Origin of the sequence: Halobacillus sp. A5 (assembly GCF_024189315.1) — a bacterium.
GTDB lineage: Bacteria > Bacillota > Bacilli > Bacillales > Halobacillaceae > Halobacillus_A.
In genome coordinates this window covers 181,069-204,120 of record NZ_JAIZEO010000002.1, presented here as the reverse complement: position 1 = coordinate 204,120, position 23,052 = coordinate 181,069, and the positions used below count along the sequence as shown (strand labels likewise).

34 protein-coding genes are annotated in these 23,052 nt (G+C 37.3%); 8 read left to right on the top strand and 26 right to left on the bottom strand.

What is annotated here, in order from left to right:
- Positions 1-294: 294 nt before the first annotated feature.
- Positions 295-825, bottom strand: coding sequence for a putative immunity protein (locus LF822_RS09105; protein WP_253923720.1), 531 nt, complete (start codon positions 823-825; stop codon positions 295-297).
- A 492-nt stretch (positions 826-1,317) separates the two neighbouring features.
- On the opposite strand from LF822_RS09105, the gene LF822_RS09100 reads away from it, so the two are divergent.
- Positions 1,318-1,545: a hypothetical protein gene (locus tag LF822_RS09100; protein WP_253923719.1), complete on the top strand. Its 228-nt coding sequence runs from the start codon at positions 1,318-1,320 to the stop codon at positions 1,543-1,545.
- A 45-nt stretch (positions 1,546-1,590) separates the two neighbouring features.
- On the opposite strand, the gene LF822_RS09095 is transcribed toward LF822_RS09100, so the two are convergent.
- The 12 genes from LF822_RS09095 to fosM form a co-directional block, all read right to left on the bottom strand.
- The gene (locus LF822_RS09095) at positions 1,591-1,854 is read right to left on the bottom strand and encodes a hypothetical protein (RefSeq protein ID WP_253923718.1); all 264 of its coding nucleotides are present in this window, start codon (positions 1,852-1,854) and stop codon (positions 1,591-1,593) included.
- A 35-nt stretch (positions 1,855-1,889) separates the two neighbouring features.
- The gene (locus LF822_RS09090) at positions 1,890-2,141 is read right to left on the bottom strand and encodes a hypothetical protein (protein ID WP_253923717.1); all 252 of its coding nucleotides are present in this window, start codon (positions 2,139-2,141) and stop codon (positions 1,890-1,892) included.
- 46 nt (positions 2,142-2,187) lie between these two features.
- Positions 2,188-2,460 (bottom strand): hypothetical protein, encoded by a 273-nt coding sequence (locus LF822_RS09085; protein WP_253923716.1) that lies wholly within the window; start codon positions 2,458-2,460, stop codon positions 2,188-2,190.
- A gap of 623 nt (positions 2,461-3,083) precedes the next feature.
- Positions 3,084-3,539, bottom strand: a complete 456-nt coding sequence (locus LF822_RS09080) for a hypothetical protein (RefSeq protein WP_253923715.1) — start codon at positions 3,537-3,539, stop codon at positions 3,084-3,086.
- Between the two features lie 48 nt (positions 3,540-3,587).
- The gene (locus tag LF822_RS09075) at positions 3,588-4,208 is read right to left on the bottom strand and encodes a hypothetical protein (protein ID WP_253923714.1); all 621 of its coding nucleotides are present in this window, start codon (positions 4,206-4,208) and stop codon (positions 3,588-3,590) included.
- A gap of 448 nt (positions 4,209-4,656) precedes the next feature.
- Positions 4,657-4,812: a hypothetical protein gene (locus LF822_RS09065; protein WP_253923713.1), complete on the bottom strand. Its 156-nt coding sequence runs from the start codon at positions 4,810-4,812 to the stop codon at positions 4,657-4,659.
- Between the two features lie 378 nt (positions 4,813-5,190).
- Complete coding sequence (locus LF822_RS09060; RefSeq protein ID WP_253923712.1) at positions 5,191-5,535, bottom strand: SHOCT domain-containing protein; 345 nt, start codon at positions 5,533-5,535, stop codon at positions 5,191-5,193.
- 178 nt (positions 5,536-5,713) lie between these two features.
- On the bottom strand, positions 5,714-6,049 hold the full coding sequence (locus LF822_RS09055) for a hypothetical protein (RefSeq protein WP_253923711.1): 336 nt from the start codon (positions 6,047-6,049) through the stop codon (positions 5,714-5,716).
- 37 nt (positions 6,050-6,086) lie between these two features.
- Positions 6,087-6,299, bottom strand: a complete 213-nt coding sequence (locus tag LF822_RS09050; protein WP_253923710.1) for a PF20097 family protein — start codon at positions 6,297-6,299, stop codon at positions 6,087-6,089.
- 62 nt (positions 6,300-6,361) lie between these two features.
- Positions 6,362-6,568: a hypothetical protein gene (locus LF822_RS09045; protein ID WP_253923709.1), complete on the bottom strand. Its 207-nt coding sequence runs from the start codon at positions 6,566-6,568 to the stop codon at positions 6,362-6,364.
- A gap of 46 nt (positions 6,569-6,614) precedes the next feature.
- The gene (locus LF822_RS09040) at positions 6,615-6,920 is read right to left on the bottom strand and encodes a hypothetical protein (RefSeq protein WP_253923708.1); all 306 of its coding nucleotides are present in this window, start codon (positions 6,918-6,920) and stop codon (positions 6,615-6,617) included.
- 33 nt (positions 6,921-6,953) lie between these two features.
- Entirely contained in the window at positions 6,954-7,376 is a 423-nt protein-coding gene (gene fosM / locus LF822_RS09035) for a FosM family fosfomycin resistance protein (protein WP_253923707.1), read from the bottom strand.
- 203 nt (positions 7,377-7,579) lie between these two features.
- Between fosM and LF822_RS09030 the strand changes: the two genes are divergently transcribed.
- Positions 7,580-8,014, top strand: coding sequence for a hypothetical protein (locus LF822_RS09030; protein ID WP_253923706.1), 435 nt, complete (start codon positions 7,580-7,582; stop codon positions 8,012-8,014).
- Between the two features lie 79 nt (positions 8,015-8,093).
- Here the strand turns inward: LF822_RS09030 and LF822_RS09025 are convergent, their stop codons facing one another.
- The gene (locus tag LF822_RS09025; RefSeq protein WP_253923705.1) at positions 8,094-8,438 is read right to left on the bottom strand and encodes a VOC family protein; all 345 of its coding nucleotides are present in this window, start codon (positions 8,436-8,438) and stop codon (positions 8,094-8,096) included.
- A 51-nt stretch (positions 8,439-8,489) separates the two neighbouring features.
- Complete coding sequence (locus tag LF822_RS09020) at positions 8,490-10,103, bottom strand: putative polysaccharide biosynthesis protein (protein ID WP_253923704.1); 1,614 nt, start codon at positions 10,101-10,103, stop codon at positions 8,490-8,492.
- A gap of 227 nt (positions 10,104-10,330) precedes the next feature.
- Here LF822_RS09020 and LF822_RS09015 point away from each other — a divergent pair, with 227 nt between their 5' ends.
- Genes LF822_RS09015 through ymzB form a run of 3 tightly spaced genes read left to right on the top strand, consistent with a single transcriptional unit; the run spans position 10,331 to position 11,759 of the window.
- Positions 10,331-10,891 carry a bifunctional transcriptional activator/DNA repair enzyme AdaA gene (locus tag LF822_RS09015; protein ID WP_253923703.1) on the top strand — a complete coding sequence of 187 codons (561 nt, stop codon included), beginning with the start codon at positions 10,331-10,333 and terminating at the stop codon, positions 10,889-10,891.
- Positions 10,872-11,378 carry a methylated-DNA--[protein]-cysteine S-methyltransferase gene (locus LF822_RS09005; RefSeq protein ID WP_305881978.1) on the top strand — a complete coding sequence of 169 codons (507 nt, stop codon included), beginning with the start codon at positions 10,872-10,874 and terminating at the stop codon, positions 11,376-11,378. The genes LF822_RS09015 and LF822_RS09005 overlap by 20 nt, the downstream gene beginning before the upstream one ends.
- 27 nt (positions 11,379-11,405) lie before the next feature.
- Positions 11,406-11,759: a protein YmzB gene (gene ymzB / locus LF822_RS09000; protein ID WP_253923702.1), complete on the top strand. Its 354-nt coding sequence runs from the start codon at positions 11,406-11,408 to the stop codon at positions 11,757-11,759.
- A gap of 29 nt (positions 11,760-11,788) precedes the next feature.
- Here the strand turns inward: ymzB and LF822_RS08995 are convergent, their stop codons facing one another.
- The 7 genes from LF822_RS08995 to LF822_RS08965 form a co-directional block, all read right to left on the bottom strand.
- Complete coding sequence (locus tag LF822_RS08995; RefSeq protein ID WP_253923701.1) at positions 11,789-12,172, bottom strand: metalloprotease family protein; 384 nt, start codon at positions 12,170-12,172, stop codon at positions 11,789-11,791.
- 2 nt (positions 12,173-12,174) lie between these two features.
- Positions 12,175-13,800: a hypothetical protein gene (locus LF822_RS08990; protein ID WP_253923700.1), complete on the bottom strand. Its 1,626-nt coding sequence runs from the start codon at positions 13,798-13,800 to the stop codon at positions 12,175-12,177.
- Positions 13,751-14,482 carry an ATP-binding cassette domain-containing protein gene (locus LF822_RS08985; protein ID WP_253923699.1) on the bottom strand — a complete coding sequence of 244 codons (732 nt, stop codon included), beginning with the start codon at positions 14,480-14,482 and terminating at the stop codon, positions 13,751-13,753. Before LF822_RS08985 ends, LF822_RS08990 begins: the two co-directional genes overlap by 50 nt.
- A 61-nt stretch (positions 14,483-14,543) precedes the next feature.
- On the bottom strand, positions 14,544-14,795 hold the full coding sequence (locus LF822_RS08980) for a hypothetical protein (RefSeq protein WP_253923698.1): 252 nt from the start codon (positions 14,793-14,795) through the stop codon (positions 14,544-14,546).
- A 792-nt stretch (positions 14,796-15,587) separates the two neighbouring features.
- Positions 15,588-16,094: a nucleoside deaminase gene (locus LF822_RS08975; protein WP_253924245.1), complete on the bottom strand. Its 507-nt coding sequence runs from the start codon at positions 16,092-16,094 to the stop codon at positions 15,588-15,590.
- 160 nt (positions 16,095-16,254) lie between these two features.
- Positions 16,255-16,779 carry a bifunctional transcriptional activator/DNA repair enzyme AdaA gene (locus tag LF822_RS08970; protein ID WP_253923697.1) on the bottom strand — a complete coding sequence of 175 codons (525 nt, stop codon included), beginning with the start codon at positions 16,777-16,779 and terminating at the stop codon, positions 16,255-16,257.
- Complete coding sequence (locus LF822_RS08965; protein ID WP_253923696.1) at positions 16,763-18,049, bottom strand: APC family permease; 1,287 nt, start codon at positions 18,047-18,049, stop codon at positions 16,763-16,765. Before LF822_RS08965 ends, LF822_RS08970 begins: the two co-directional genes overlap by 17 nt.
- A 1,003-nt stretch (positions 18,050-19,052) precedes the next feature.
- Here LF822_RS08965 and LF822_RS08960 point away from each other — a divergent pair.
- On the top strand, positions 19,053-19,748 hold the full coding sequence (locus tag LF822_RS08960; RefSeq protein ID WP_371925896.1) for a DUF4386 domain-containing protein: 696 nt from the start codon (positions 19,053-19,055) through the stop codon (positions 19,746-19,748).
- A gap of 157 nt (positions 19,749-19,905) precedes the next feature.
- Here the strand turns inward: LF822_RS08960 and LF822_RS08955 are convergent, their stop codons facing one another.
- Positions 19,906-20,064, bottom strand: coding sequence for an anti-repressor SinI family protein (locus tag LF822_RS08955; protein WP_253923694.1), 159 nt, complete (start codon positions 20,062-20,064; stop codon positions 19,906-19,908).
- A gap of 232 nt (positions 20,065-20,296) precedes the next feature.
- On the opposite strand from LF822_RS08955, the gene LF822_RS08950 reads away from it, so the two are divergent.
- Together LF822_RS08950 and LF822_RS08945 are read left to right on the top strand one after the other, a co-directional pair.
- The gene (locus LF822_RS08950; protein WP_253923693.1) at positions 20,297-20,671 is read left to right on the top strand and encodes a hypothetical protein; all 375 of its coding nucleotides are present in this window, start codon (positions 20,297-20,299) and stop codon (positions 20,669-20,671) included.
- Positions 20,672-20,732: 61 nt separating this feature from the next.
- Positions 20,733-21,068: a recombinase family protein gene (locus LF822_RS08945; RefSeq protein ID WP_256521801.1), complete on the top strand. Its 336-nt coding sequence runs from the start codon at positions 20,733-20,735 to the stop codon at positions 21,066-21,068.
- 72 nt (positions 21,069-21,140) lie between these two features.
- On the opposite strand, the gene LF822_RS08940 is transcribed toward LF822_RS08945, so the two are convergent.
- The 3 genes from LF822_RS08940 to LF822_RS08930 form a co-directional block, all read right to left on the bottom strand.
- The gene (locus LF822_RS08940) at positions 21,141-21,311 is read right to left on the bottom strand and encodes a hypothetical protein (protein ID WP_253923691.1); all 171 of its coding nucleotides are present in this window, start codon (positions 21,309-21,311) and stop codon (positions 21,141-21,143) included.
- A 123-nt stretch (positions 21,312-21,434) separates the two neighbouring features.
- Positions 21,435-22,253: a DUF368 domain-containing protein gene (locus LF822_RS08935; RefSeq protein ID WP_253923690.1), complete on the bottom strand. Its 819-nt coding sequence runs from the start codon at positions 22,251-22,253 to the stop codon at positions 21,435-21,437.
- A gap of 116 nt (positions 22,254-22,369) precedes the next feature.
- Positions 22,370-22,654, bottom strand: a complete 285-nt coding sequence (locus LF822_RS08930; protein WP_253923689.1) for a hypothetical protein — start codon at positions 22,652-22,654, stop codon at positions 22,370-22,372.
- Positions 22,655-23,052: the final 398 nt, after the last annotated feature.

Here is a 23,052-nt window from a genome sequence, read left to right as displayed (position 1 = left end):
GGTCCTTCCTTTTAATTAATTTAACCATATTTATTAAAAGTGTAGCAGCCACAACAATTGAAAAGGCACCACTTATAAAAGAGAAAATATAGTCAGAATCATTTAAACCATTTATGGTTAGTAATGCAGAAGAAATAAAACGATGGCAGGAGCCATAATCCCATAACCTAACGGGACTTTTTCACGATTAATAGTAACTTTTTGTTTGTTTTCTGACAACACAATACCTCCTCGCGTTAAAGTCTCCAACAAGAAGTGTGACGAGGGGTCACCTTACCTCTCTATTATGGCTGCTCATAAAAAACTTGCCCACTCACGTTCATGTTTATCGGTATTTTCCTGCCAGTAGAGAAGACGATTATAGTAGTAATTGAGCTTTTCGCTTACAGGTGCTGAAAAGTTTTCTATGCCGTGCTTATTAACGATGGCCGTCAATTCATAGATAGGCAGCCCTAAAGCGTGTGTTTCTACATGTACAGTAGCTCCAGCGTGACCAATGGCTTGACATAAACCGCCGTATTCCCTGTCATCAATTTCTTTAGCTACGGCATGCGAAGCTAAAATCGCCTTCTGTGCCATAGGCATTTTGATTAAGCCCCTTGACCATTCCTCGCAAAGCTCCAGGCAAGCTCTTGGCCTGCGTTCCTCAGGGTACTTTGCTTCAAATTGTTCTAAAGGCTGCTTTGCACAATCCAGAGCCCACATGACAAGCGTTCTATGACTCTGTAATTGAATTAGATGATTCAATTCTTGTAAACATTGACTGTCACGAGAGAATAATAATTTATTCTTTTTCTTCCATTTAGCTTCTACGTCTGCAAACATTAAATTTCCCACCCTCGGTTTCAGTATGGTCTTTCTAATTAATAAAAAAATAGTGAGGCATTTTTTGTTTTCTAAAAAATGAAGGGGTTATACATAACCTTTTTATGGATGTTACAATTGCTGTAAAAATTATCTCAATGTAAAAAATTAATTTAGCGAATGTTAGTAACTAAAATTAATTACTTTACTGAAGGAGTGCACTTAATCTAATGATAAGTAAAAAAGCTCAACAAGTAATAAGAACGATACTCCTACTAATCTCTCTATTCTTTTTACTTGTCCAAGAAAATGTTGCCTTCTTTATTGGCGTGGTAATTGTATATATAATATTAGAGGTGTTTTTTCAATTTAATAATAAGAAAGCTGGCAATCGACAAAAGCAAATTAAAGAAGGATGAAGCGTATGACATGTTTGCTTTATACAGCGAAAGACTAAAGTATCCTCTAGTATTTAATAGAAAACTTAATATGGGTGTTAAAAGGAGAGATATTATGAGTAGGATCAAAAGTAAGCAAGACCTTACTATGATTACTTTATTGATACTGCTTTGTGTGCTTACTCTTAGTAGGGCACCTGAGCTCTATTTAAAAATTGTTATAGCCGCCATAATGATCTTTGGAATAATAAAAGGCACCATGGAAATAAAGAAAAAGAATCATTTAATGGGCGGAGTCATGTATGTAACAACCTTAATTTTACTCTTTGTAGTCTTTTTATAAATAAGAATCACTAGGACTGGAAAGAAGTTCAAAATGGTTATCTTCCTATACCTCTTCTTTCGGCTGAATCGAATACTTCGTAAAATAAGCACCTAAAAGCAGCAGAGTCATAGTCAGAATCCAGCTGATGATCCCCATCAAGTTAAACCAGATGGCAAACAGCTGCATAACGGCGATCAAGTAGAAGCAGATCGGTGTCAGCGCACTTTTGATTCCCTTATAACCAAGCTTCTTTCTTTTCTTAACAGTGAAAGCGATTGAAATAACTAGGAAGACTGCCAGGATAATTGATAGTATGGCTTCAAGCATGTTACCTCCTCCTAATACTTTTCCTTCATAAACGACTACAAGTAGATAGTAATTGCAAGAATCATTAATAGGATGACGGCCGGGATTTTAAATAAGGCCGACTCCTTCTTCGTAACACCTATCTTTTTTTCGGTGAAATCTATATACGTATTGATTAATAGATAACCAAACAATGCTAGAAAGCGCCCTGTGTTATTGTCGTATGTCATAAAAGCTAAACCCACAAGTACCAGACCTGTATAGCCCAACACCATAAAAAAATACAGACTCTTCTTTTCTTCAGTCATGCTTGTCCTCCGTTCTTTTTGTAAAAAATCAATGTTGTTTGTGTGTTCAACCCATAATTAAGGATAAATAATTAATAAAAGCGTGCCATCCGAAGCAAGCCAGGCTCAGGGAAAACACAGCCAAAGATAAATACGGAGAATAGCCGCTCTTTTTTCCCGATCTGATGAAAAAAATGCCGGACAGCAGTAAGCAGCCGATCCACCCGAAAGCCAGGCCCACGTTCCATGCGAAAGAGAACCTCATAGGATAGCCGGTTAAAACAACCGCCAGGTATAGTAGATTTAGAATTAATAGTAAAATCAATAAGATCCTTTTCATGATTGCTGCCCCTCCCTTGCTAAATATACGATTTCATCAGGAAATCGTTTCAATATAAGGAAACCTCACCTTGTGCTTGTCAGCATGTAAGGTTGAATGCTGGAGGGGAAAACATAAGTTCAACTGGCTCTCATGACCGAAACCTAAAAGAGGCAAACCTTTTACAGATCTGCCTCCTGTCTCCTGTTATTGATTAAATTTTTACTACAATCATGGTTTATAAACTTTATAAATTCAACAAACAAGCTGAGTCACTGGGTTTATGTACATTTCTGCTTCTTCCTTATAAACAGAGTAGCCTACAGAGCTATATAACTCTCAGTTCTTTTCGCACACATACGGACTTTTCATCGAAACCTAATTCTTCAGTAGAAAGGAATTATTCAGCGTTTCTCTTATTATTTTCTAAAAGCATACAAACAAAATAGCCTGAAAACAAGAGCAAAGTTACATATTTTGATAGTTCAAAATAATTATTGTTATCTACCCCCCAGAAAAAGCACAACACAATGAAAATTACATGAGCGAAACCTGTATAGAGGAATAAATTCTTTAATCTATGTATCATATAATTGCAAGGTCTCCTAACATTTAGAATTACATGGAGAAGATCTGATTCTGACTTATAAAATCTTAATCCTGGCGACCTCTCCTATATTAAGACCAACCCAGGTTCCGATAAATGGAAAAACGTCGATAGGAAAGTCCATTCTTGCAGATTCAAAATCCAAAACAAATAAAAGAACTGTAAAAACAACGCTTATAACGCTTATAACTCCAGCTTCTATCATTGTTTTTCGTTTCCACCGCTTCTCTCCCTTATAATCTTTTTCAAAATCCTCGACAAGGCGGCTTGTCTTTGTGCCGATCGTCTTTCCAGTCTTAAGCTTGTACAGCATATACGCTGTTATGATCCAGAAAAGCACGCAGCATAAACCAAGAAGGACGGGAGCTGCCCCTCCCTTCTCCACATAATAAATAAACAGAACGAATGACAGCAGCATTGAGATATTATATTGCACCAAACGCTTCTTTTTTAAGCGCTTAACTTCTTGAATATCCCATTCTGTTTCCTCCATCATATCCTCCCTTTCTATAGATCCGATTCTTATTCTTTTATTTCAGAATCACTGTGAATAACCAGCCCTATCTTCTTCACCACTATTCAATTCATGTTCTGTTAATCTTAATAAACCAGTCGACACCGCTTTAATAATCAAGATGTACAAAACAACCAGCGCACTATTTCCTATATATGATATAAACCACCAATTGCTATAAGGCTCTTCTGCTAACTGCCTCGTTAAATAAGAATTCATACCATTTGTAGCTAACATGAGAATATAATATATAGGTATATATAAAGCCAGTCTCGATCCGGTTGCATGTATAGATGAATTCTTTTTAAAATAGTCTGCCATCGTGGAATAAACGTTCCATAACCCATATAAATTGTAAAATGGGATCAAAACACGAGCCATGGCCCCACCTGGTGTAATAGGGTAAAATTCATCCAACTCTTGTAAATCCTTATGTACTTTATATAGCCAGAAGAGATACAGGATAGTATAGATAACCACGTTTAATCCTACTACAACAGAAACGATACTGTCGTAAGACAACAAGGCTTCCCCCGCCCCAACCAATCTTACAATGATTATATTTATCAATAGCAGCAGGGTTAATCCGATATCTGCCCAAAGAAATTTTTTTAAGATATTCCCTAACCGTTTAGACCTTAATTTCATCTAAACCCTCCTATAGAAACGATCCCATATTAACGAATTTCCATAATTGTCATGCTATTTAACCAGAATATGACACCAGTACACTTTTTCATACGATTGCACAAGTAATTGCGTTTCATAACTATCTGAAATTTAGTGTGTTGAATGACGTGATTAAAGAGCTTATCCCTCAATTTACGAAAAAACAGCTGCGCTTTTTGAATCAATAGCAAAGAACCATGCCTTACATAACGCGAATAAATGAACAGCACTAGCTTCATTAATACACGTTCGAAGAAATGGTTACACGAATAGAAAGCCATACAGAAAAACTAAAAATCCATTCTTACATTGGTGAGAATGGATTTTTTATAATGGGGCAATTCAGGCAGAAATACAAGTTGACTTCCAATAGTTCCTCCACTGAATGCCGCGATAGCCATTCCACCCAATCTCCACTCAAATTCCCCTAATCTTTCTCTAATATAACAAGTGAAGATACCATTGGTACCAACCCGACTGGACTCTGAGATACAACCTTCCATCCTTCTTGAAGTAATTGATTTAACTCACTTAAGTTATTCTTTTTATCGGATTGATAATAAACTGTGATTGCCTTTTGCATAATACCACCTCCCACTCTACCCCGATTATCACAACGCAACATATAAATCCTCTTCATACAAAAATGAATATTTTAATACATCTAAAAGCTCTCTAAATATTACAAATTCTAAGATAACACCATTTCAATAAAGTACTATATCTCATTTACGAAACAGTGCTTGTATAGTTTCACATATTTATTTTATCTCGAAATAAATTCTTTCAAACTAATGCCTTAATTTTAAATAGCTCCCCTTTACATGAAAACATTACCTGAAATATGTATTTTTATCTTATATTTGAACCTTAGACATCAAAAAAGCTTGCACAGAATTATAAAAAACAAGGATTTATGAGCATATTTCCTTTCTAAAACACTTCAAGTCCATTACTAACATTAATTTATTAATTTTTTTTTCTTTTTTTGATACTCTTCTTCACTTAATAACCCTTCTTCTCTTAATCTATGGAGTCTTCTAACCTCTGTTTCAAAATCTTCAAAATTGCTGCTATTGTGATTCTCCTCATTACGAGCTTCCAATTCGTATGGAGCTGCACCTTTACTAGAGAAAATATTAATGAGAAAGAAAATAGTTAAACCTACAGCAATTAACATCCAAATTACTCCAAAAGATCCAACTTCGGATACTACTTGTCCGCCGACTATTAAAAATAATATACCGACTATTGCTCCGATGATCGCAAAAACTTTATTAGGCTTAATACTGTATCGGGGTGCCAAAATTATAACCTCCACATTTTAAAATTATTAGCGTCTCTCTACAATAACCAATTTTTAAGGGGTTTGAGAAGAACTCCAAAGGTTGTCCATATCACCCTTTATGGGTATCTCTACATATATTGGTTTCCTTTTCATATCATCCCTCCCTCAAGAGACTATTGAACAGATTATATAACTACTACTCAATATATATATAAACTAACTGATATAATGCTATACTAAGTCCTAAAATAGTCGCTTTTATTTTAGATGGATGGTTTGTTTTACTGAGCAACAAGTAAAAGAAAACAACTATAAATCCCAAAGGAATCCATAACTCAAAGACATCCTCTTCCGTAATTCGAGAATAAATGGGAGCAATGTATGCGCTAAGTAGAAAATAAAAGAAAACCTTAAAACGTCCAGTTTCTAACTGCTTACTCCACCTTACTAAAAAGATAGTAATTATTATTGCGATAATCGTAACGTGTAAAGAGGGTAGAACAATTGCAGCGTCGCCAATTCTAAATTCCATTCAATTGCTCTCCTTTATAATTTTTTATATCGTTGTTTTACTTGTATTTAAAAATAACTATATTACACTCTTCACATCTTAATGCTGGAGTTTTTTTGACTTTAAACAATGGATCACTTATTAACACTTCATTTCCAAAATCAGAAAGTATTGAATCGGCCGATTCTGACCAGCAAATTCTGCGTGGAGAAAAAATATATCCCTGCTTTACTTCATTACTGCATTCAGGACACCTTACAGCCTCGTTCATTTTTAGTTACACCACCTTCGGCAAAACTGATAATCCATCCTCTATCAAACAGGAAGAGCTTCTTAATTTAATATCCAACTGCCTAATAATTGAAAAACCCCAATAACCACTGCAATGGCAGGACCCACAATTAATATACCTATCAATAAAGATCTTATAATGTCATAAACTGTGGGATACGACTCTTTCTCCTTACTATTAACATTCTGAATCGATTGATTTATGTTTCTTAATTCTTCTAATATTTGCTTCTCTGTATCCTTTTCCATATACCACACCACCTGTAAAATATTGCTTGTGAAAACACCCAAAATGCTATTCTCTAGTCACTCTACTTTTGTCTTTATCGGCCCAGCTATATAATATTTGAGTTCCATCTTTCTTATTAACGGCAACATTATACATGTAAGGATAGGTTCCTGCTTTTGATTTAAGAACTACAATCTCTTCTATTTCCTCTCCTGGTGTATCGATCTCAGGCATGGCCGCTGCCAGAATTTCCTCTCTTTCATCTGCTTCCTCTTTAGAGATCGTATGAAGGTTAAGATAAATCGCATATCCTGAGACCACTACAAGTAATAGACTCAATACTGTAATAATAATTTTACTTTTCTTTGGCATTTCTCATACTCCTTGTATTGATGGATAACCGCTTCAGTCGAAAAATTCCATATGAGTTTTCTCTTGTTTGTAATACTTTAATCTGTTTTGTAAGGTGCCTGTATGAAATTCAAATTTATGACCATCCGGGTCTGTAAAATAAATAGATTTCTTATCTCTTTCATCCCTTGGGCGGCCTGGCAGGATGTTGACGTTCAATGTTTGAAGTTTCTCACACATGTCATCAAAATCTTCTTCTTCAATGGTAAAAGCGATGTGGGTGTAGGATTGGTTTATTTCATGACGCGGGATATCTTTCTCTACATTAAGAGCAAGCCACATTCCATTTAAATCAAAGTAGGCCGTCGATCTTCCCTTAACTAACAACTCAGCATCAAATACTTTTTCGTAAAACTCAATGGATGTATCTAAATCAGAGACTGAAAACAAAAAATGATTTAGTCCTTTTATCGACACCTTTATCACCTCTTAAAATACTACACTCCCTCTTCATAAGGGCAGACAGCTTTTTTTGACGGATCACACGGACGATGCCTGTTCGCAAATACCTGGAACCACATTCCATATCCACTTCTCCTTACTTTATCTACGGTTTTCGTCGGGAAACCGTTTCAGTTTGAGCCGTTTTTTCTATGATAAAATGGGCGGTTTTATCTGTTATGATGTTCACGGTATTATCGGGATGTAATTTCTTTAACGAACAAAAAGTAGAACGTAAGATCCACACCTATTACCAGGCTTTGATAGACGAAGAGTTCAACAAAGCGTTTGAACAGGTGTATCTTTTTGATTATGATCCTGATGAAAAGAATAACTTTAATGACGGGACGGCATTATCCAACGAGGAAGCTGAAGGGTTTTATATAAAGAAGATCGATCGTTTAAAGGAACAAGATTACATACTGAAAGACTATGAGATTAGTGAAGCGCACTATGAAGACGGCCATTCCTTCTGGCACGAGGTCCATTTAGTCGTCGAACAAGAGGGGGAGCAGTATGAGTGGTCTGAGACTATAGAGGTGTATGAAGGAAAGTTGTTAATCGGGAACAGTGAGGATCCGCTAGTGAATTACCGGGACGGGAAGATGGGTTAAATATAGAAAGCAGAAGGAAAGAATTAGAATTCACTCTTCGCATGCTTTCCTTCTGAGGGTTTACAAGACCTTTCTTCCTCTATTCAAAATAACAAACCTGCAGCTGATTCCCATCAGGATCATAGAAGTTAAAATAATGGTTCACTCCGTCGTTATGTAAGTCGCTGACCCGAACACTCTGCATCTGCAGCTTCTCATACAGCTGGGTGATCTGCCTGGAAAAGAAAATCGGATAGGTCTGGTTCGCTTCAGGACGGACCTGCCCTTCTTCAATCGTCAGTGGTGTTCCTCCCTCTCCCACCTGCAGTACGCGGTAGCCTTCTCCTTTAAATACGACCTTAAAATCTAATACCTCTTCATAAAAGTGCTCGGATTTTTCAACGTCACTTACGATCATGCACACGGTATCAATTCGTTCAATCATTAGCATTTCTCCCTTTATTATTCAGACCTGGATTCCAGTGTTTTTATTTTTCTATTTATTCACAACTTGCTGTAGAAGTTTAGTTTTATAAGCTGTCAATAAGTATAGACCCCCGCTAACAGTCACATATATGACAAGAGCCAACGCGGAGTCAAATTGCCCGTTCTCATAATTAACAAATGGTTCTAAAACATTTCGAATAATGATTATAGAAAAACCCATTAAGAGTGTAAGTATAATAATAAAAAGGGATCGTTTGAGGATGGGTTTTAGCGAAAAATGGATAGATGTTTTTATTTTCCATATATTTAATAAGGATGCTGCTCCCACACCTAACATTGTCCCTATAATTGCTCCTTTTGCCCCGAATGTATAAATGAAAGGGATGTTTAATACAGCTTTTAAAATTAAGCCAACGGACAAACTCACAATAGTGAATTGCTGTCTGTTTATTCCCTGCAATATTGCCGCAGTGATAGTGAAAAGTGAAAAAAGTAAAGATACTGGAGCATACCAAGCTAACAATGGACCTGCAATTTCAATATTATTTATACCAAAAAAAGCGCCATAGGCTTCATTATGCAAAATAGATAAACCTACAAATGCTGGAACAACTACTACAAGTATGATTTGGAATGACTGATTTATTTGATTTATTACTTCAGCTTTATTATTATCTACGAATGCTTTAGTTAGAGAAGGTATTATTGCCATAGACAGCCCAATAGCAACCGTGACGGGGATAATAACTAATTTATGTCCATTTAAGTTTATTACACCCAATGCTATCTGGGAGATATCTCCCTGTCCTATATTAACCATTGCTCTGTCGAACGTCATTTGATCAATTATTTGATATAAAGGGTTGGCAATTCCTACAAGCACAAATGCGCTGGAATAGTAAAATAGCTCACGAAATAGACTAATAGAATGGAATTCATTAGGCTTAACTGAAGATTGTTCCTGATTTATTTTTAATTTGGAAGCTGAAATTCGCTTTTTCCAATAACCGCCTAGTACTAAACAGGAAGCTATTGCACCTATAAAAGCCGAAAAAGTGGCTGACCCGACTGCTAAAGTTAAGGATTCATTTAATACATTTATAATGAAGTAGACACTAACAAGCAGGAATATTATCCTTACTAATTGTTCAATTACTTGTGATACAGCTGTTGGAACCATAGAGCCGTGCCCTTGAAAAAAACCTCGAACCAGGCTCATACTAGGGATGATTAAAAGGGCAAAACTCACCATTTGTATAACAAACGAAACATCACTTTGGGTAATGGATTGATCTTGAGAGCTATCGCGGTTATTACTTATAGCAATAGTCGAAAATAAATCTGACCCTGCAAACATGATTAAGAAAGTTATGATTCCAGTAACACTCATCAGCACCATACTTAATTTGAACATCTTAAAGCTGACATCATATTGACCTAATGAGTTGTATTTAGATAAAAATTTAGACATTCCAAGCGGGATTCCAACCGTAGAAATACTTAGTAAAATACTATAAGGTACATACGCATATGTAAATAAAGCAGCCCCTTCTTCTCCAACCATGTAATTAAAAGGAATTACATACAATATCCCCAGGATTTTTGATAGTAAAGATGCCGCTGTAATTAGTACTGTTCCACGTACAATAGAAGTTGATTTCATAATTTCATCCTAACTAAGTATATAAATCCCGAGTTGTAAAAAATCGATCAGAGAGGTCAGGAGAAAAATGCCTCCAGTGCTCATTCTAATTTGAAGCAAGTCATACAAAACGGCTCCACCTTAATTTACCATATTTTTCTCAATTAGAAAGCAAGGAAGTAAATGATTCTTCCTTCATTTCGTGGTATAAAAAGAACAGAGAGGTCATCACGGAAAGGGGGGAAGCTATGGATGCTGCAGTCAAATGGGAAGCGGTGACAGCGTGTAATAAGGAATACGACGGCCTGTTTTTCTATGCGGTGAAAACGACGGGCATTTTCTGCCGGCCGTCCTGCCCGTCGAAGCCGCCGAAGCGAAGTAATGTGCTTTTTTTCACCAATCCGGTTGATGCAGAAGCAGACGGCTTCCGTCCGTGCAAAAGGTGCCGTCCGGATCAACAGGAAGATTACCAGCTAAGCGCCGGACTGGTGGAGGAGACGAAGCAGTTTTTACAGGAAAACTATCACAAACAGCTGTCCATTCATGAGATCGCCTCTCATGTGAGCGTCAGTCCGTTTCATTTCGGACGGGTGTTTAAGGCTCACACGTCAGAGACGCCGCACGCGTTTGTTGAGAGGCTGCGGATTGAACAGGCGATACACCTCATTCGCCACACAGACCTTACGAATACCGAAATCTGCTATGAGGCTGGCTTTCAAAACCCGGCCAGCTTTTATAAAGCCTTTAAGCGCCATACGAGCCAGACGCCGAAGCAGTTCAGGAAGGAGCATGCGGATGTATTACGATGAGTACGTGTCACCGGTTGGCCGCTTGCGAATAGTGGCAGATGAGGATGGTAGTCTGGTAGGCATCTCGTTAACCGATGAGCTTTGGGAGAAGTTTCTGAACCGATACGGAGAAGTACAGCCTGATGCGGCGCTGATTCAGCCGATTAAAGAACAGCTAGAGGAATATTTTCGCGGAGAACGCGATGCCTTCAGCTTACCGTTTACTCCAGAAGGAACCGACTTTCAGAAAAAAGTTTGGCAGGAAGTTCACGCCATCCCTTACGGTGAAACGAAGTCCTATTCAGACATTGCTGAAAGCCTCGGCAGCCCGAAAGCCGTGCGAGCCGTCGGGAATGCGAACCGGCTCAATCCGATTCCGATTGTCGTGCCTTGTCACCGAGTGATCGGAAAGAACAAATTGATGACAGGGTATGCTGGGGGTTTGCCGATGAAAGAAGAGCTGTTGAAACTTGAAGGAACTCTTTTGAATAATTCCTCCCCCTCTTAGGCCATTCTATAGGCAGGAGGGATCCGTATGAATGAAAGAGCATTAACTATTGAAGAGTTTAACCAGCTGCTGCAGCAGTGGAGCGGAGAGACCATCAAGGTGACGAAAGAGGAGCTTGAGGATGAAGATACGCTCATTATGCAGCTCCACGACATTTCTTATGAGACGAACACGAGAAGAATCGATGACTACGAGCCGATGCACGCACTGCATTTAAATGGCACAGGCACCACGCAGTCGGAGGAGCAGAACCTTCAGCCGCTGCCTTCCTCGATGTATGAGATTCCGCTTGAGGATTCGTCGCAGTATCAGTTTGAAGGGGAGCGTTTTTCGCTGGTGACGGAGCGGGGACGTTATACAATTGAGCGCGTAAGATCTTAAAGAGTGTACCTCCCCGGTGCACTCTTTTTTCAGGCCTTCTTTCGTTCGGCCAGTTTCATGATACTATATAAAACCGCCGAACCATCCGAAGTAAAAGGAAGCAGGTTCACTAAATTGATCAAACAAAAGAAGGCAAACGCGTTAAAATAAAGACCACTATCCAGGGAAAAGACGACGCAACCAAGCATCGGAAGGACGAGATTAGGAGCAGCTGAAATGACTAGGATATCAACATAGTTATGATCGTTCACATAAGCTGCCTTCCCGCCCCAGAAATTGATCGTGAACGATTGGACCTCTTTTTTATAAATTTTAATAAACAACAGGTGAATCAGCTCGTGAAGCAGCAGCACGGCAAACAAAAGAAGGTAGAGCGTAAATAACACCTGCATCATCATCACGAAATTGTCCATCGTTACTTATCAAATACTCGTCGATGGCTGATTCGTTTAGCCACGAGGTAGACGAGGCACACGATCAGGAGCCAGGACACAAAAGTGACTAGTACCTGCGGCGTTAAGGAGAAGTTCGTAAATAATTCTTGCTCGTTCATCGTCATGTCGATGCTCAGCCCCAGCGTAGACATGTATTCACCGGATTCGTCGATCGAAAACAAGGTCACAAGATAATCGATTAAAAAAAGAACGAGGTAGACGACGGTCCCGATAAAGATAAATTTAGTTAGTTTCATCGTAAAAACTCCTTGCAATAAGTAATATTTTATGGAGGTTAATACAGTGAAAATCACCAGGAAAATAAGCAGATGATTCGAAATTAAATATAAAGACAGAGCCAGCACGACACACAGGATGGATGCGGAAAATTCGTTCACGGAGCTCTTATTTTTCGGAAAAATAATGCCCATCATGAGCGCGGATTCAAAGATAATGAACGCATAATAAGTGGTCTTTACATAGTCTCCTGACAAAACCATCGCAGCGATGATGACGGGAAGGTTGATCATGACATTCATGAGCGCCGTCACCAGTGTTTCCTTAATTGCACTAAGACCGTAAAACGGGTTCATCTTCCGGTAGGACATCGTCGTACTGTAATACCTGATCGCTGAAAAAGAGATCACGGGATAAAGGTAAACGAGCGTGGTCATCGCCGTATACAAATTCCTTGTATCGATCCACGCCAGCAAAAAGAAGAGAAGAACGATGCCGCTCAGCCGCAGGGTTAACTTGTTTCGAATCATCCCTAAAAATAAGAGGGACAAGTGGTTCATCTTGACCGGAATTCTCGTCATCGAATAAAAGTCACTGGAGGAATAGACATCTTCCTTGCCGCTGGTCTGGAGTTTGGAAATGAACAGAGCCGCTAACAGCGTACCTGCCGCCAGCAGGACGATGAAACCCAGCACCACCAGAATCGTCAGTTCAAAGCTCAGCGACCTCACCGTTTGATCGATTTGAAAACGAAAAACAAAGAGATAAAAGAAAAGAAAAACCACTAACAGAATATGATTGAGGTTGAAAACAGTCAGCTTCATTTTCACACTGAGGGCGTGAAACAGGAAATAATATATAGAAATGCTGAAGAAAAACAACAGCTGACAGTAAACGAGAACGAGCAGATTAAGACCCAGCGAAAAATAAAACAAATTGAGAAGAGGGATGATAATCGCAAAGATAATTAAAAAAGAAACATAGCCTAACAGCAATTTAAACAATATGCTCCCAAGCCAGATACTCCCTTTTTCAAACGGAAGGATCTTCAGCTGATACTGCATACGGTTCGTTAAAGAAAACGAAATGGTCACAATTAAATAAATAAATCCCGAGATAATGATGATGACGTTCGTTAAACTGGAAAACAGCATATTCTGAAGAGAAGCGTTGGTCTGCTCTTCGGTAATGAAGATTTGGTTCAGCTGCGACACGTTCAATAGATAGTAAGCCACATAAATTACAAAAAGTAAGGCAAACAGTATATACCGATTTCTTTTCTTGTTGAAAATATGGTTCGACAGGATATTATTAAAAACTTCATTCAAGAGAATCTTTGTGATCGTGTAGGAATCTGTCAATTTCATCATAATATTTTTTTAATTCTCCATTATTGATTACGATTTCCTCGATTTGATAAATATCTTCGACCCTCTCCATTCTTCCGGCACTTAGTAAATACACTCGGGCAAGAGGGTTGCGTTTAATGTAATCCATATTATGTGACACGAGAATAAATTTACGGCTTTCCGCGAATTTATTGATCAAATATTCCGTGAGCAGGTAGCTTTCATAATCGAGCCCATTAAATACTTCGTCAGCTAAAATGTATTGAACACCCAATGCTAACGACACCGCAATCTGCAGTTTCTTTTTCATTCCGTACGAATAGTCACTTATTTTTTTATGTAAGGCGGATTCTAAATTATATAGGCGGATCACGAAGTTAAATCGTTCCACATCTTTATCTGTGTACCTGGAGAAGACAAAGTCCGCATATTCCTTCCCGGATAAATATTCCGGCAGATAAAAGTCTGAAGGAATGTAATACATTTTCGTTTTCGCTTCTTTTTCTTTTCTATCGATGGAATCTACGGTGATGGACCCGCTCTCAAACGGGGTGATGTCACATATGCAGTTTAAGAGCGTCGTTTTCCCCGACCCGTTGATCCCGACGATAATATCAATTCCCACGGGGTCAAATTCGATGTTCAGCTCATGTAACACCGTATTGTCGTTGTATGCCTTCTGAAGCTCGGAAATAGTAATCATAGATTCAATCCTAATCTAAAATAGTCGAATTGCATTTTGAAGAATAGCTCGTTAGTTTATTTTAATTTGGTTTACACCCTATGCCGATATCCCACACTCTTGGCCAATTCCATCTGACCTGGCCGGAGAAGCTGTACCCTTTGCTTGTACAGTAATACGCGTAACCAATCCCCCCGATTACCGCGATTAACACCACGACCCAAATGATCCATTTGTTTTCGACGACCTTCTGATGTTTTTCTTCAAGCTGATTTTTTAAAGCGTAAAACCACCCAAGTAACGTAAGCTGAATATTATTAAGAACTGCTTCCATTTTATCCTCCTCTTTGAGCTATTCTTCAAAATGTCAAATAATTCTAGTTAAACGATATCATATTTTTCTGAAAATTAACACAAATTATCCCATATTTGCGGAATAACAGTATTTTATGACTAATTTACAAATAATAAAGGGGGAAGGATGCCCCGCCATCTCTTGATTACACCCCACGAACTGCCTATGGATTTTTCTGGATGTCATTCTTTCTGACCGGGCCTTTCTGCAGTTTGCCAGAGAGGAAGAGACGCCAAAAACGGCTGACAGACTTACGTAAATCCATCATGACCAGGCGCCGATTTTGGTAATTCTGTTCATGTTAAAATTAAATTATAGGTATACAAAGGGTGGGGAAAAATTGAGTAAATACGTAAGCGGAATAACAGCGGTAACATTTTTTTCAATACTATTATTTCTTGGTGATCTGATATCTACAAGTAGTTTCATTCTCATCTTGATGGTAACTGGAATTCTAATTTTCATCATTGGATTTAAAGAGCTCTATCAAACACTCAAAAAATAAAGAGCACTTTTAACCCAAGCTAAAATGCTAGTAAAATTACAAATACAGCATCTGGTCACGAGTCCCGCCACCTACTCTTTCTTTTCTTTTGGCTCTGGTAAAGTTTAGTGTTGATATTACATATAAAAGAGGACTTCAAATTTTATGGAAGTCCTCTTTATATATATTTGCTTATTAAACTAAAGCCCCATTTTCATGAAGATTTGGAATCGAGATATCTTTTATTCTTCTTTTACTTTAGCACTTTTTAGTTGAAGAAGAATTGACTACTTTACAGCACTCCTTAAATTAACAATGTTGTTTCGATTGTTGGACCATTTAGTCATAAGTTCCATTTGCCTGTTTTTCAAATCAGCATATGGTTCTTCAATTAGTTCAACTTCATTAAACCTTTCAGCAAATACATTTGTTCCTTTTATTTTTCTGTAACCTCCAAACCCTAAATCGTCATTTAGTAACCAGACTACTTTTTTTATATTTGCAAATAAAATTCCACCTGTACACATTGGACAAGGCTCTAAAGAAGTGTATATTGCGAACTTTTGACGACTTACTTTTGCATTTAGAATAGCTTGACCAGCATTTCGTATTGCATCAATTTCAGCGTGAGCTGTGGCATCTTGATGTGTATGTACTTGATTTCGTCCTTTGGCGATTAAATTATAATTATCATCTACTATTACTGCACCTATTGGATATGTGTCTTCCTTCAAGGTTATTTCAGCTTCTTCTAATGCCAATTCTAAAAAGTATCTATCCTTATCGACATTCATAAATTCCCTTCTCTCCAGATTAAATTTTTTCTTCAATTAACCTGCTCCATTTGTTAAAAACTAAATACATACATGGTTATGTACTAAGAGCGATCCCTCTATTGAGCAATCGCCCCATAAACCTGAAGACTCGATATCAAGATAATATGCTTATTAATTTTCACTGAACTTTGGCTCTATGTTCTTTGGGAGAACAGTTCACCCTCTTCCGAAAATTTTTATAAAAGCTTGAAAGAGACCCATAGCCAACTTGATATGCCTTCTCCATTCTGATTTTTTCTAAATACATATGTGGAGTACAGCCGATCTTTGATTTGAATATTCGATTTAAATGAAAAGGGCTTACTCCTACACGTTGAGCCAAATCCTTAAGGTGAATCGTTTGAGTGTAATCCATATTAATAATAGTCACTGCTTGTTCAACAATATCTGCTTGAGGATCATATTTTTCTGATAAAAGGTCTGGTCTACACCTTTTACAAGGTCTGAAACCATTACCGAAAGCTTCTTCAATGACTATAAAGAAGACCGTATTATCGAATTTTGGGTTTCTAGATTTACAGGAAGGTCGACAGAAAATGCCGGTCGTTTTTACAGCGTAAAGAAACCGGGTGTCGTAGGTAGCATCACACGTCACTATTGCCTTCCACATAGTTAATGGGGAGAGTTCATTTTTTATCTCCACGTAGAGAACACCTTCTTTCGTTAATCAAGATATTCTTTCGAATAATCATATAGAGGGAATATAATCCGATAACTAATAAAGGTACTACAATGTATATTCTAAAAAATGGAAGAACAAATGAACAAAGAATTAGCGCTACTATAGAACAAAACCAAGACAGAGATCTTTTCTCAAGCAATTTTATGCCTGCAGCCATTGAAAAAATAAATACGAGAATTCCCAAAGAAGTAGGGATGAACAATATATCGTTGAAGCTCATAGAGAAAGATAAGGTAGTGAAAACACCTGTAATGGCAAACAAAATGACAAAAACAATCATCCGACGAGGTATCCCTGATGGATGGTGTATTTCAGATAACTGTTTGGGGAAAGCCCCGTTTCTTCCCAGTGAATATCCAAGCTGAGCCAGACTAGCTACAAAAGCATTGGACGTCCCTATGCAAATAATAAAAGCTAAAATAGCCGTTAATACTTGCGCGCCTATACCTAATTCATTTCCAATAATAACTCCAATAGGGGATAAATCACTTTCCTCATCGCCATACGTTGCTGTACCGATCGTAACAAAACTTAAGGCTAGAAATAAAACCCCAATAATCACTGCGCTAATAAGGGTACTTCTAACAATGTCTTTATGAGGACGCTTAAATTTAGTAGCAAGATTACATATAGCTTCCCAACCAAAAAATGCCCAATAGATTACAGTTATTGCTGTACCTATAGAAGGCCACCCTTTCGAAACAAATGGAGAAAAATGAAGAAGCTGCACTTTCGGTAATGATAGGAGGACCGTGATGACTAATAAACTTAATAAACAAGAACTGATAATTAAGGCAACTTTCCCACTGACTTCAATACCTAAGTAATTCGTAATTCCAGCAATCAATAAGATAGAAACGGCTACAAGGACACTTTGGAGATGCGACAATTCAAAAGCACTACTTACATAAAAAGCTCCTGTTAAGGCAACAATTGACTGACCAAATGCAGCCGTTACAAAATAGAACCACCCAGTAATATTCCCTAGATGATCACCAAACGACTTTCTAACAAAGGTGGCTGCGCCACCTGCATCTGGAAATTCCCGAGCTAAACAAGCAAATGAATAGGCCAGGGGAAAGCTCATAATAATAACAATCAACCAAGATAATAGTGAGGCTGGTCCGGCTATCGAGGCGGTGACTCCTGATAAAAAAAGCACGCCTGATCCGAGAATCGCTGCAACATATAATGCGATGGCTTGAAATAACCCAATCGTTTTCTTTTCCATAAGACCACCAACTTTTACTAAGATCATATCAAGTTAGTAATCTTAATTTCATTTCTAATATTGCTTTTTAATTCTGATAAGATAAATTAGTCAGAAAAGACGGCTTATTGAATAATCGCTCCCAATCGTATTATAAGGTCAACCAGTTTATCTGGTTGACCTATTTTTTATAGGTTATTCTTTAAGTAGCCGGGTAGGACGTTCGCTCCCGTGGGACTCTGATCCCGTCCAGTATACTGTCCACCCCCTACTTGTAGAAACATGTTTGAGGCTGGTTGGGACCTGGATCCCGTATAACAAGCGAAGCTATGACACTACAAGATAGGTTAGGGGCTGCCGGCGTATCTAACAAAAATTCAATAATTGCTCCCGTTTGTTGAAGACTCGAATTTAAGATAATCTAATAATTTTTTATGCTGCTTTACCCCACCATGCTAAAAGTTATATTACTTTTATATAAAGTAAAAATGGACCTTAAGGAAGAAAAAGTACAATATAGAATACGATGCCAAGACTTGGAACCTAATTCAGCCGTAAATCAACAAATAAGGGGCTCCTAGTTATTGAGCCCCTTTTCCTTATCCAGTTAAACATCCGTTTCATGAAGACTCGATACAAATTCAAGTAAACCTTTACACTAACGAAACCATTAGCAACTAAAATTTTCAACCACACTCTTAAATTCTTTAATGATGCATGGAATCAGATAAAATCAGCAATGAGGTTATTGTCTTCTGCTACATTCCCACAGTTTAAAATTTTAAAAGTTCCCTTTTTGGGGAATTTTACGTTTTGAGATATATTATAAGAGCATATAACTAACTTAGGAGGAGCCCATGGAAGGAATAATTTTTATTTTCTGCTTTTTGCATCGACTAACTGAGATTTTCCACAGCCAGATCCTTCGGGTTCTTGAGGGATTTTTGCGTCAATAATGTCCAAAAGAACTCTTGATAAAACAAAGTTCCTAAGGCTTATGTTGTTTTGCGAAAAGGAGTGATTAATCATAAAACCAAACAGAAGAACTGCTATCTTTCTTGGGCTACTGTTAATATCCAGTTTTGTATTTGGGATACTGAGTTCTGTTCCAATGTTACAGAAACCAGATTTCCTTGAAAAATTGTCAGAAATCGAAATGCAAGTTTTAATAGCAACATTTTTTCAAGCTGCAATGGCCGTAGTATATGTATTTATAACTGTATTATTCTATCCAATTATAAAAATATACAACAGAAGCCTGGCGGTGGGGTATTTCGGTTTCAGGATTATTGGAGCTGGGTTTCTTTTTGCCAGTATAGGCTCTCTCCTTCTTTTATTATGGTTGAGTCAGAGTTTTGTATGTGCTAACCCAGCTAACTCATCGTACTTTGAAATAGTAGCTGAATTGCTTAGACAAGGCAGAGATTTTCTGAATCATATAGGAATGATTTTACCATGGAGTATTGGCGGATTGATACTTTATTTATGCTTATATAAAACTAGACTGATTCCAAGTTGGTTATCGATATGGGGTATTATTGGTTCTGCATTTACTCTCATAGCTACGTTAATATTGATGTTGAATATCATAACAATAATGAATCCAGTCTACTTTATCTTAAATGCACCAATAGCTTTTTGCGAACTATTTTTTGCTATATTTCTGATATTCAGAGGATTCAATCCTATCGATATAAAAACGAAAGATAGAATAATATAAAGTATTAGTGAGGTAAACGACGCTACAGTAATCAAGTCATCGAGGAATTAATCAATCAAAAAACTGCCCTAATAAGGGGGCAAATCCTTTGTTACATATTTGCTCCCCGTTTGCAGAATACTCAGTACCGAGTTACCTCAAGTATAACCGTATAGTCTTATGAAAAAAAGGTTTTTCCATCACGGGGTACCTCTATATTACCTTCTATATAATCTTGTACCTCAGTAACAGAAAGCCCTAATAATTTCGCTTCTTTAATAAGTTCAATCCACTCTGGGTCCAATGAAGAAATTTGCATTTCAAAAATCGTTCGCATAGCCTCTCCCTTTTCTAAGAAAATTTAATCTTATAATAGCATAGGGCTCCAATATATTTTGTTGTTTTTTGTAAAGCTTTTAAAAAATTATATAATTTGAAGACCATTTTTAAGACAGCTAATGTTGTTTAATGGCGGTCCCCTCCCTAATAAAAACTAAGAACACGATTATCTGACTATTGAGTTTTCTATTGAAGTACTGTTACATAGGTAAGGAAGGGAGATAAACCAAATGTTCAGAAAATTTATGTCTATCTTGATTCTATCCGTAGTTTTTTTTGTTGTATCGTTAAGCTTTGCTTCTGCAGCAGAAGCAAAAACTTTCGGACCTTACCGATTCACGACTGATGATGGTCGATGGGATGGTAAATTAGAAGCGCATAGTGGGCAAACTGTCTATGTCAATATCGACAACTGGAGTTATTCAAGAGTTTCTGCTCGTTTGTGTAGTTCACAAAGTGGCAATTGTACGTCCTTTAAAACACCAACCTGGCCTTATGGTTCCGTTACTTTTACGAATATGACTTCAGGTACGTATTACGGGGATGTTATCAGTCTCGACGAGCCATATGCTACAGGAGAAATCACCTTTAGAGTACTACACTAAAGGTTTATTATGTTCAAGGTCTTACCTATATTCCCCTTACTCCAAATAGTGTTGCTGAAATTTGAATTTTAATCTCGTATTTATGAAAGAACAGATTGACGTTTCTACCCCTGCGGGAAAAATCATGTTTACCATCTTAGGTGCTATAGCAGAGTTTGAACGAGATATTATTAACGAAAGAGCTCACGAAGGAAGAGAACGAGCGAAGAAACAAGGAAAACATATGGGGCCCCCTGGGAAGAGTGAAAAGGACATACAACGGGCTCTGAAGCTTTATAATGGACGAATAGAAAAGGAACTCACGGTTCAAGACATTGTGATACAAACGGGAGTCCCGAAATCAACGATATATCAGAAGATGCGAAACACTAATGAACAAGAAAAACTAAACAAATAATGGAAGGAATCAATTGGACTGTACAAAATGTACAATCCAATTATGAACTATATGGTTTTTTATGTTATATCACTACTTGTGAAGTTCCTTTTCTAACTCTTCTGTTAGAATTCTAAGACCTTCAGGGCTTAACCAAATATTACTACCGAATAAACGATTATCATCTAAAATTTCTCCTGTCACGGCACAAGCTTTAGTCGCCTTATATTTTATATATATCAAAAAGTTAAATGCAAAATCCATTACCTCTCTCCTTAGTCACACCGATTATGTAAGGTCAATTACTTCTTAAGCAATAGCTCCCCGTTTCTATAAAACTCGAAGCTGAGATAGTTTGAATTAAAATGGAGGTTGTGTTTCATTGCCTTAATGTTCAGTAGCCTTAGTTTTTTGGCTATTCAAAATCGTAACAACCAAAATTCCAATAATGATGAATGCCAATGAAGTGAAACCTACCTTTCCCTCTATGCGGTAAATAATGGCAAACACAGAACCACTTAACAAGCCAACTATCGCTAAGTAAGTCCCAAGGGGGTAGCGAGTCAATAGAAATTGTATAAATCTACTCATTACTAGCACACCCAATATAACTCCAAAACCAACCGCAAAAACCACAGGAAGATTCATTGTCTTCAAAGATTGGACCGCCACTTCATATGTACCCAATATGGTTAAAATGAGAGCTCCGCTCATTCCACGCAAAACAAGAGCCGAACTAGCCAAAAAGCCAGCACCTATTAAAAAGGTATAGGTAGCTATAGAGAGTTGCTCTACGTCTAAAATCTTTACATCAACTAGAAATTGACTAAATATAACTATTAAACAGAAAAAAACTAAAATCGCCCAATGTTCAAATTTTAACTTCGAATTAGTGTGACCTATTGTCTCTTTCCATAAAACAGGAAGAAAACCGAGTACAACTCCGGCAAAAAACATTAAGGTTGGTGCCTGGAAATAATGGAGAAAATAATCAACAACGTATATAGACACCCCAAAACCACATAACATACCAATACCAAAAACAATTAAGAATGGAAGAGCCTCTTTTCTGCGAGGTGTTGTCAATAGACTTAAGGAGTATAACAAACGATTGTATATTCCTAAAATAATCGCAACCGTACTCCCGCTAACACCTGGAACAGATTCAGTAACTCCAACTGCCATCCCTCTCAACAATACATACATTAACCCTCCTCCTCCTTTACTAATCATAGAATTTAATGAAGCTACCGTCCCCCGTTAGTTACACATAAAGACTTACACAATAATTGCATTTATATAAATGATGTGACAATAAGTAACTATTTCTTACCTTTTAGTTCTAAAAGTATAGGTGCTATATTTAGTAAGATAGAAACAATTGTCAAAAACCATAATGCCCTTTCCATACTGGGTACTACATCTCCTAAAGCTGACCAATCTTCTGCTTTTACCCACTCAGATACAAGACTGTATTCTGCACAAAGTGTTAAGGTAGTAAATGATAATCCTAGCGCCATAGCAAGCTTATAATCCTTTCCTGCTCTATACATATAAAGATTTATAAAAGTTATTATTATTGCAATAACCCCAAATATCACCCACATAATTGTACCTCCATATATTTTTATTTATTTAGTGTAATAATACTAATGTGCATAATCTCAATTTTTTTCATTGCTTTTTTATTAGACATTAAAACGTCAAATCTTATTTTATAATAACTGCTCTTCTTTTTGTGATTTCTTATTGAACAAACCTGCTCCGTCAGTTTAATTAACTCAATTTGCTATGCTTATGTAATAAAGCTTCCTAATAACATACGAAATCGATTCAATTTAGTTTCATACAGTCTATTATCTCGAAAGTGAGCCTTATACAATCCTGCCCATTAGCAAAAAGCGATTGCTCATATTGAACAATCGCCCCAAATTCATTAAGACTTGACTTCAAGATATCTCATATATTCTTTATCTAACTTATCCGTGTCCTTAAGTTTATTATT

Excerpts from the sequence above, each read along its gene's own strand:
- LF822_RS09015 (WP_253923703.1), top strand. The coding sequence starts at position 10,331 with ATGGATGCTGCAGTCAAATGGGAAGCGGTGACAGCGTGTAATAAGGAA.
- LF822_RS09095 (WP_253923718.1), bottom strand. The coding sequence starts at position 1,854 with ATGCTTGAAGCCATACTATCAATTATCCTGGCAGTCTTCCTAGTTATT.
- LF822_RS09020 (WP_253923704.1), bottom strand. The coding sequence starts at position 10,103 with ATGAAATCAACTTCTATTGTACGTGGAACAGTACTAATTACAGCGGCA.
- LF822_RS08985 (WP_253923699.1), bottom strand. The coding sequence starts at position 14,482 with ATGATTACTATTTCCGAGCTTCAGAAGGCATACAACGACAATACGGTG.
- LF822_RS08995 (WP_253923701.1), bottom strand. The coding sequence starts at position 12,172 with ATGGACAATTTCGTGATGATGATGCAGGTGTTATTTACGCTCTACCTT.
- LF822_RS08990 (WP_253923700.1), bottom strand. The coding sequence starts at position 13,800 with ATGATGAAATTGACAGATTCCTACACGATCACAAAGATTCTCTTGAAT.
- LF822_RS09105 (WP_253923720.1), bottom strand. The coding sequence starts at position 825 with ATGTTTGCAGACGTAGAAGCTAAATGGAAGAAAAAGAATAAATTATTA.
- LF822_RS09065 (WP_253923713.1), bottom strand. The coding sequence starts at position 4,812 with ATGCAAAAGGCAATCACAGTTTATTATCAATCCGATAAAAAGAATAAC.
- LF822_RS08975 (WP_253924245.1), bottom strand. The coding sequence starts at position 16,094 with ATGAATGTCGATAAGGATAGATACTTTTTAGAATTGGCATTAGAAGAA.
- LF822_RS09025 (WP_253923705.1), bottom strand. The coding sequence starts at position 8,438 with ATGATTGAACGAATTGATACCGTGTGCATGATCGTAAGTGACGTTGAA.
- LF822_RS09075 (WP_253923714.1), bottom strand. The coding sequence starts at position 4,208 with ATGAAATTAAGGTCTAAACGGTTAGGGAATATCTTAAAAAAATTTCTT.
- LF822_RS09090 (WP_253923717.1), bottom strand. The coding sequence starts at position 2,141 with ATGACTGAAGAAAAGAAGAGTCTGTATTTTTTTATGGTGTTGGGCTAT.
- LF822_RS08940 (WP_253923691.1), bottom strand. The coding sequence starts at position 21,311 with ATGGATTTTGCATTTAACTTTTTGATATATATAAAATATAAGGCGACT.
- LF822_RS09050 (WP_253923710.1), bottom strand. The coding sequence starts at position 6,299 with ATGAACGAGGCTGTAAGGTGTCCTGAATGCAGTAATGAAGTAAAGCAG.
- LF822_RS09080 (WP_253923715.1), bottom strand. The coding sequence starts at position 3,539 with ATGGAGGAAACAGAATGGGATATTCAAGAAGTTAAGCGCTTAAAAAAG.
- LF822_RS09055 (WP_253923711.1), bottom strand. The coding sequence starts at position 6,049 with ATGGAATTTAGAATTGGCGACGCTGCAATTGTTCTACCCTCTTTACAC.
- LF822_RS08955 (WP_253923694.1), bottom strand. The coding sequence starts at position 20,064 with ATGCGAACGATTTTTGAAATGCAAATTTCTTCATTGGACCCAGAGTGG.
- ymzB (WP_253923702.1), top strand. The coding sequence starts at position 11,406 with ATGAATGAAAGAGCATTAACTATTGAAGAGTTTAACCAGCTGCTGCAG.
- LF822_RS09085 (WP_253923716.1), bottom strand. The coding sequence starts at position 2,460 with ATGAAAAGGATCTTATTGATTTTACTATTAATTCTAAATCTACTATAC.
- LF822_RS09045 (WP_253923709.1), bottom strand. The coding sequence starts at position 6,568 with ATGGAAAAGGATACAGAGAAGCAAATATTAGAAGAATTAAGAAACATA.
- LF822_RS08930 (WP_253923689.1), bottom strand. The coding sequence starts at position 22,654 with ATGTGGGTGATATTTGGGGTTATTGCAATAATAATAACTTTTATAAAT.
- LF822_RS08950 (WP_253923693.1), top strand. The coding sequence starts at position 20,297 with ATGTTCAGAAAATTTATGTCTATCTTGATTCTATCCGTAGTTTTTTTT.
- LF822_RS09030 (WP_253923706.1), top strand. The coding sequence starts at position 7,580 with ATGATGTTCACGGTATTATCGGGATGTAATTTCTTTAACGAACAAAAA.
- LF822_RS08935 (WP_253923690.1), bottom strand. The coding sequence starts at position 22,253 with ATGTATGTATTGTTGAGAGGGATGGCAGTTGGAGTTACTGAATCTGTT.
- LF822_RS08965 (WP_253923696.1), bottom strand. The coding sequence starts at position 18,049 with ATGGAAAAGAAAACGATTGGGTTATTTCAAGCCATCGCATTATATGTT.
- LF822_RS09100 (WP_253923719.1), top strand. The coding sequence starts at position 1,318 with ATGAGTAGGATCAAAAGTAAGCAAGACCTTACTATGATTACTTTATTG.
- LF822_RS08980 (WP_253923698.1), bottom strand. The coding sequence starts at position 14,795 with ATGGAAGCAGTTCTTAATAATATTCAGCTTACGTTACTTGGGTGGTTT.
- LF822_RS09040 (WP_253923708.1), bottom strand. The coding sequence starts at position 6,920 with ATGCCAAAGAAAAGTAAAATTATTATTACAGTATTGAGTCTATTACTT.
- LF822_RS09005 (WP_305881978.1), top strand. The coding sequence starts at position 10,872 with ATGCGGATGTATTACGATGAGTACGTGTCACCGGTTGGCCGCTTGCGA.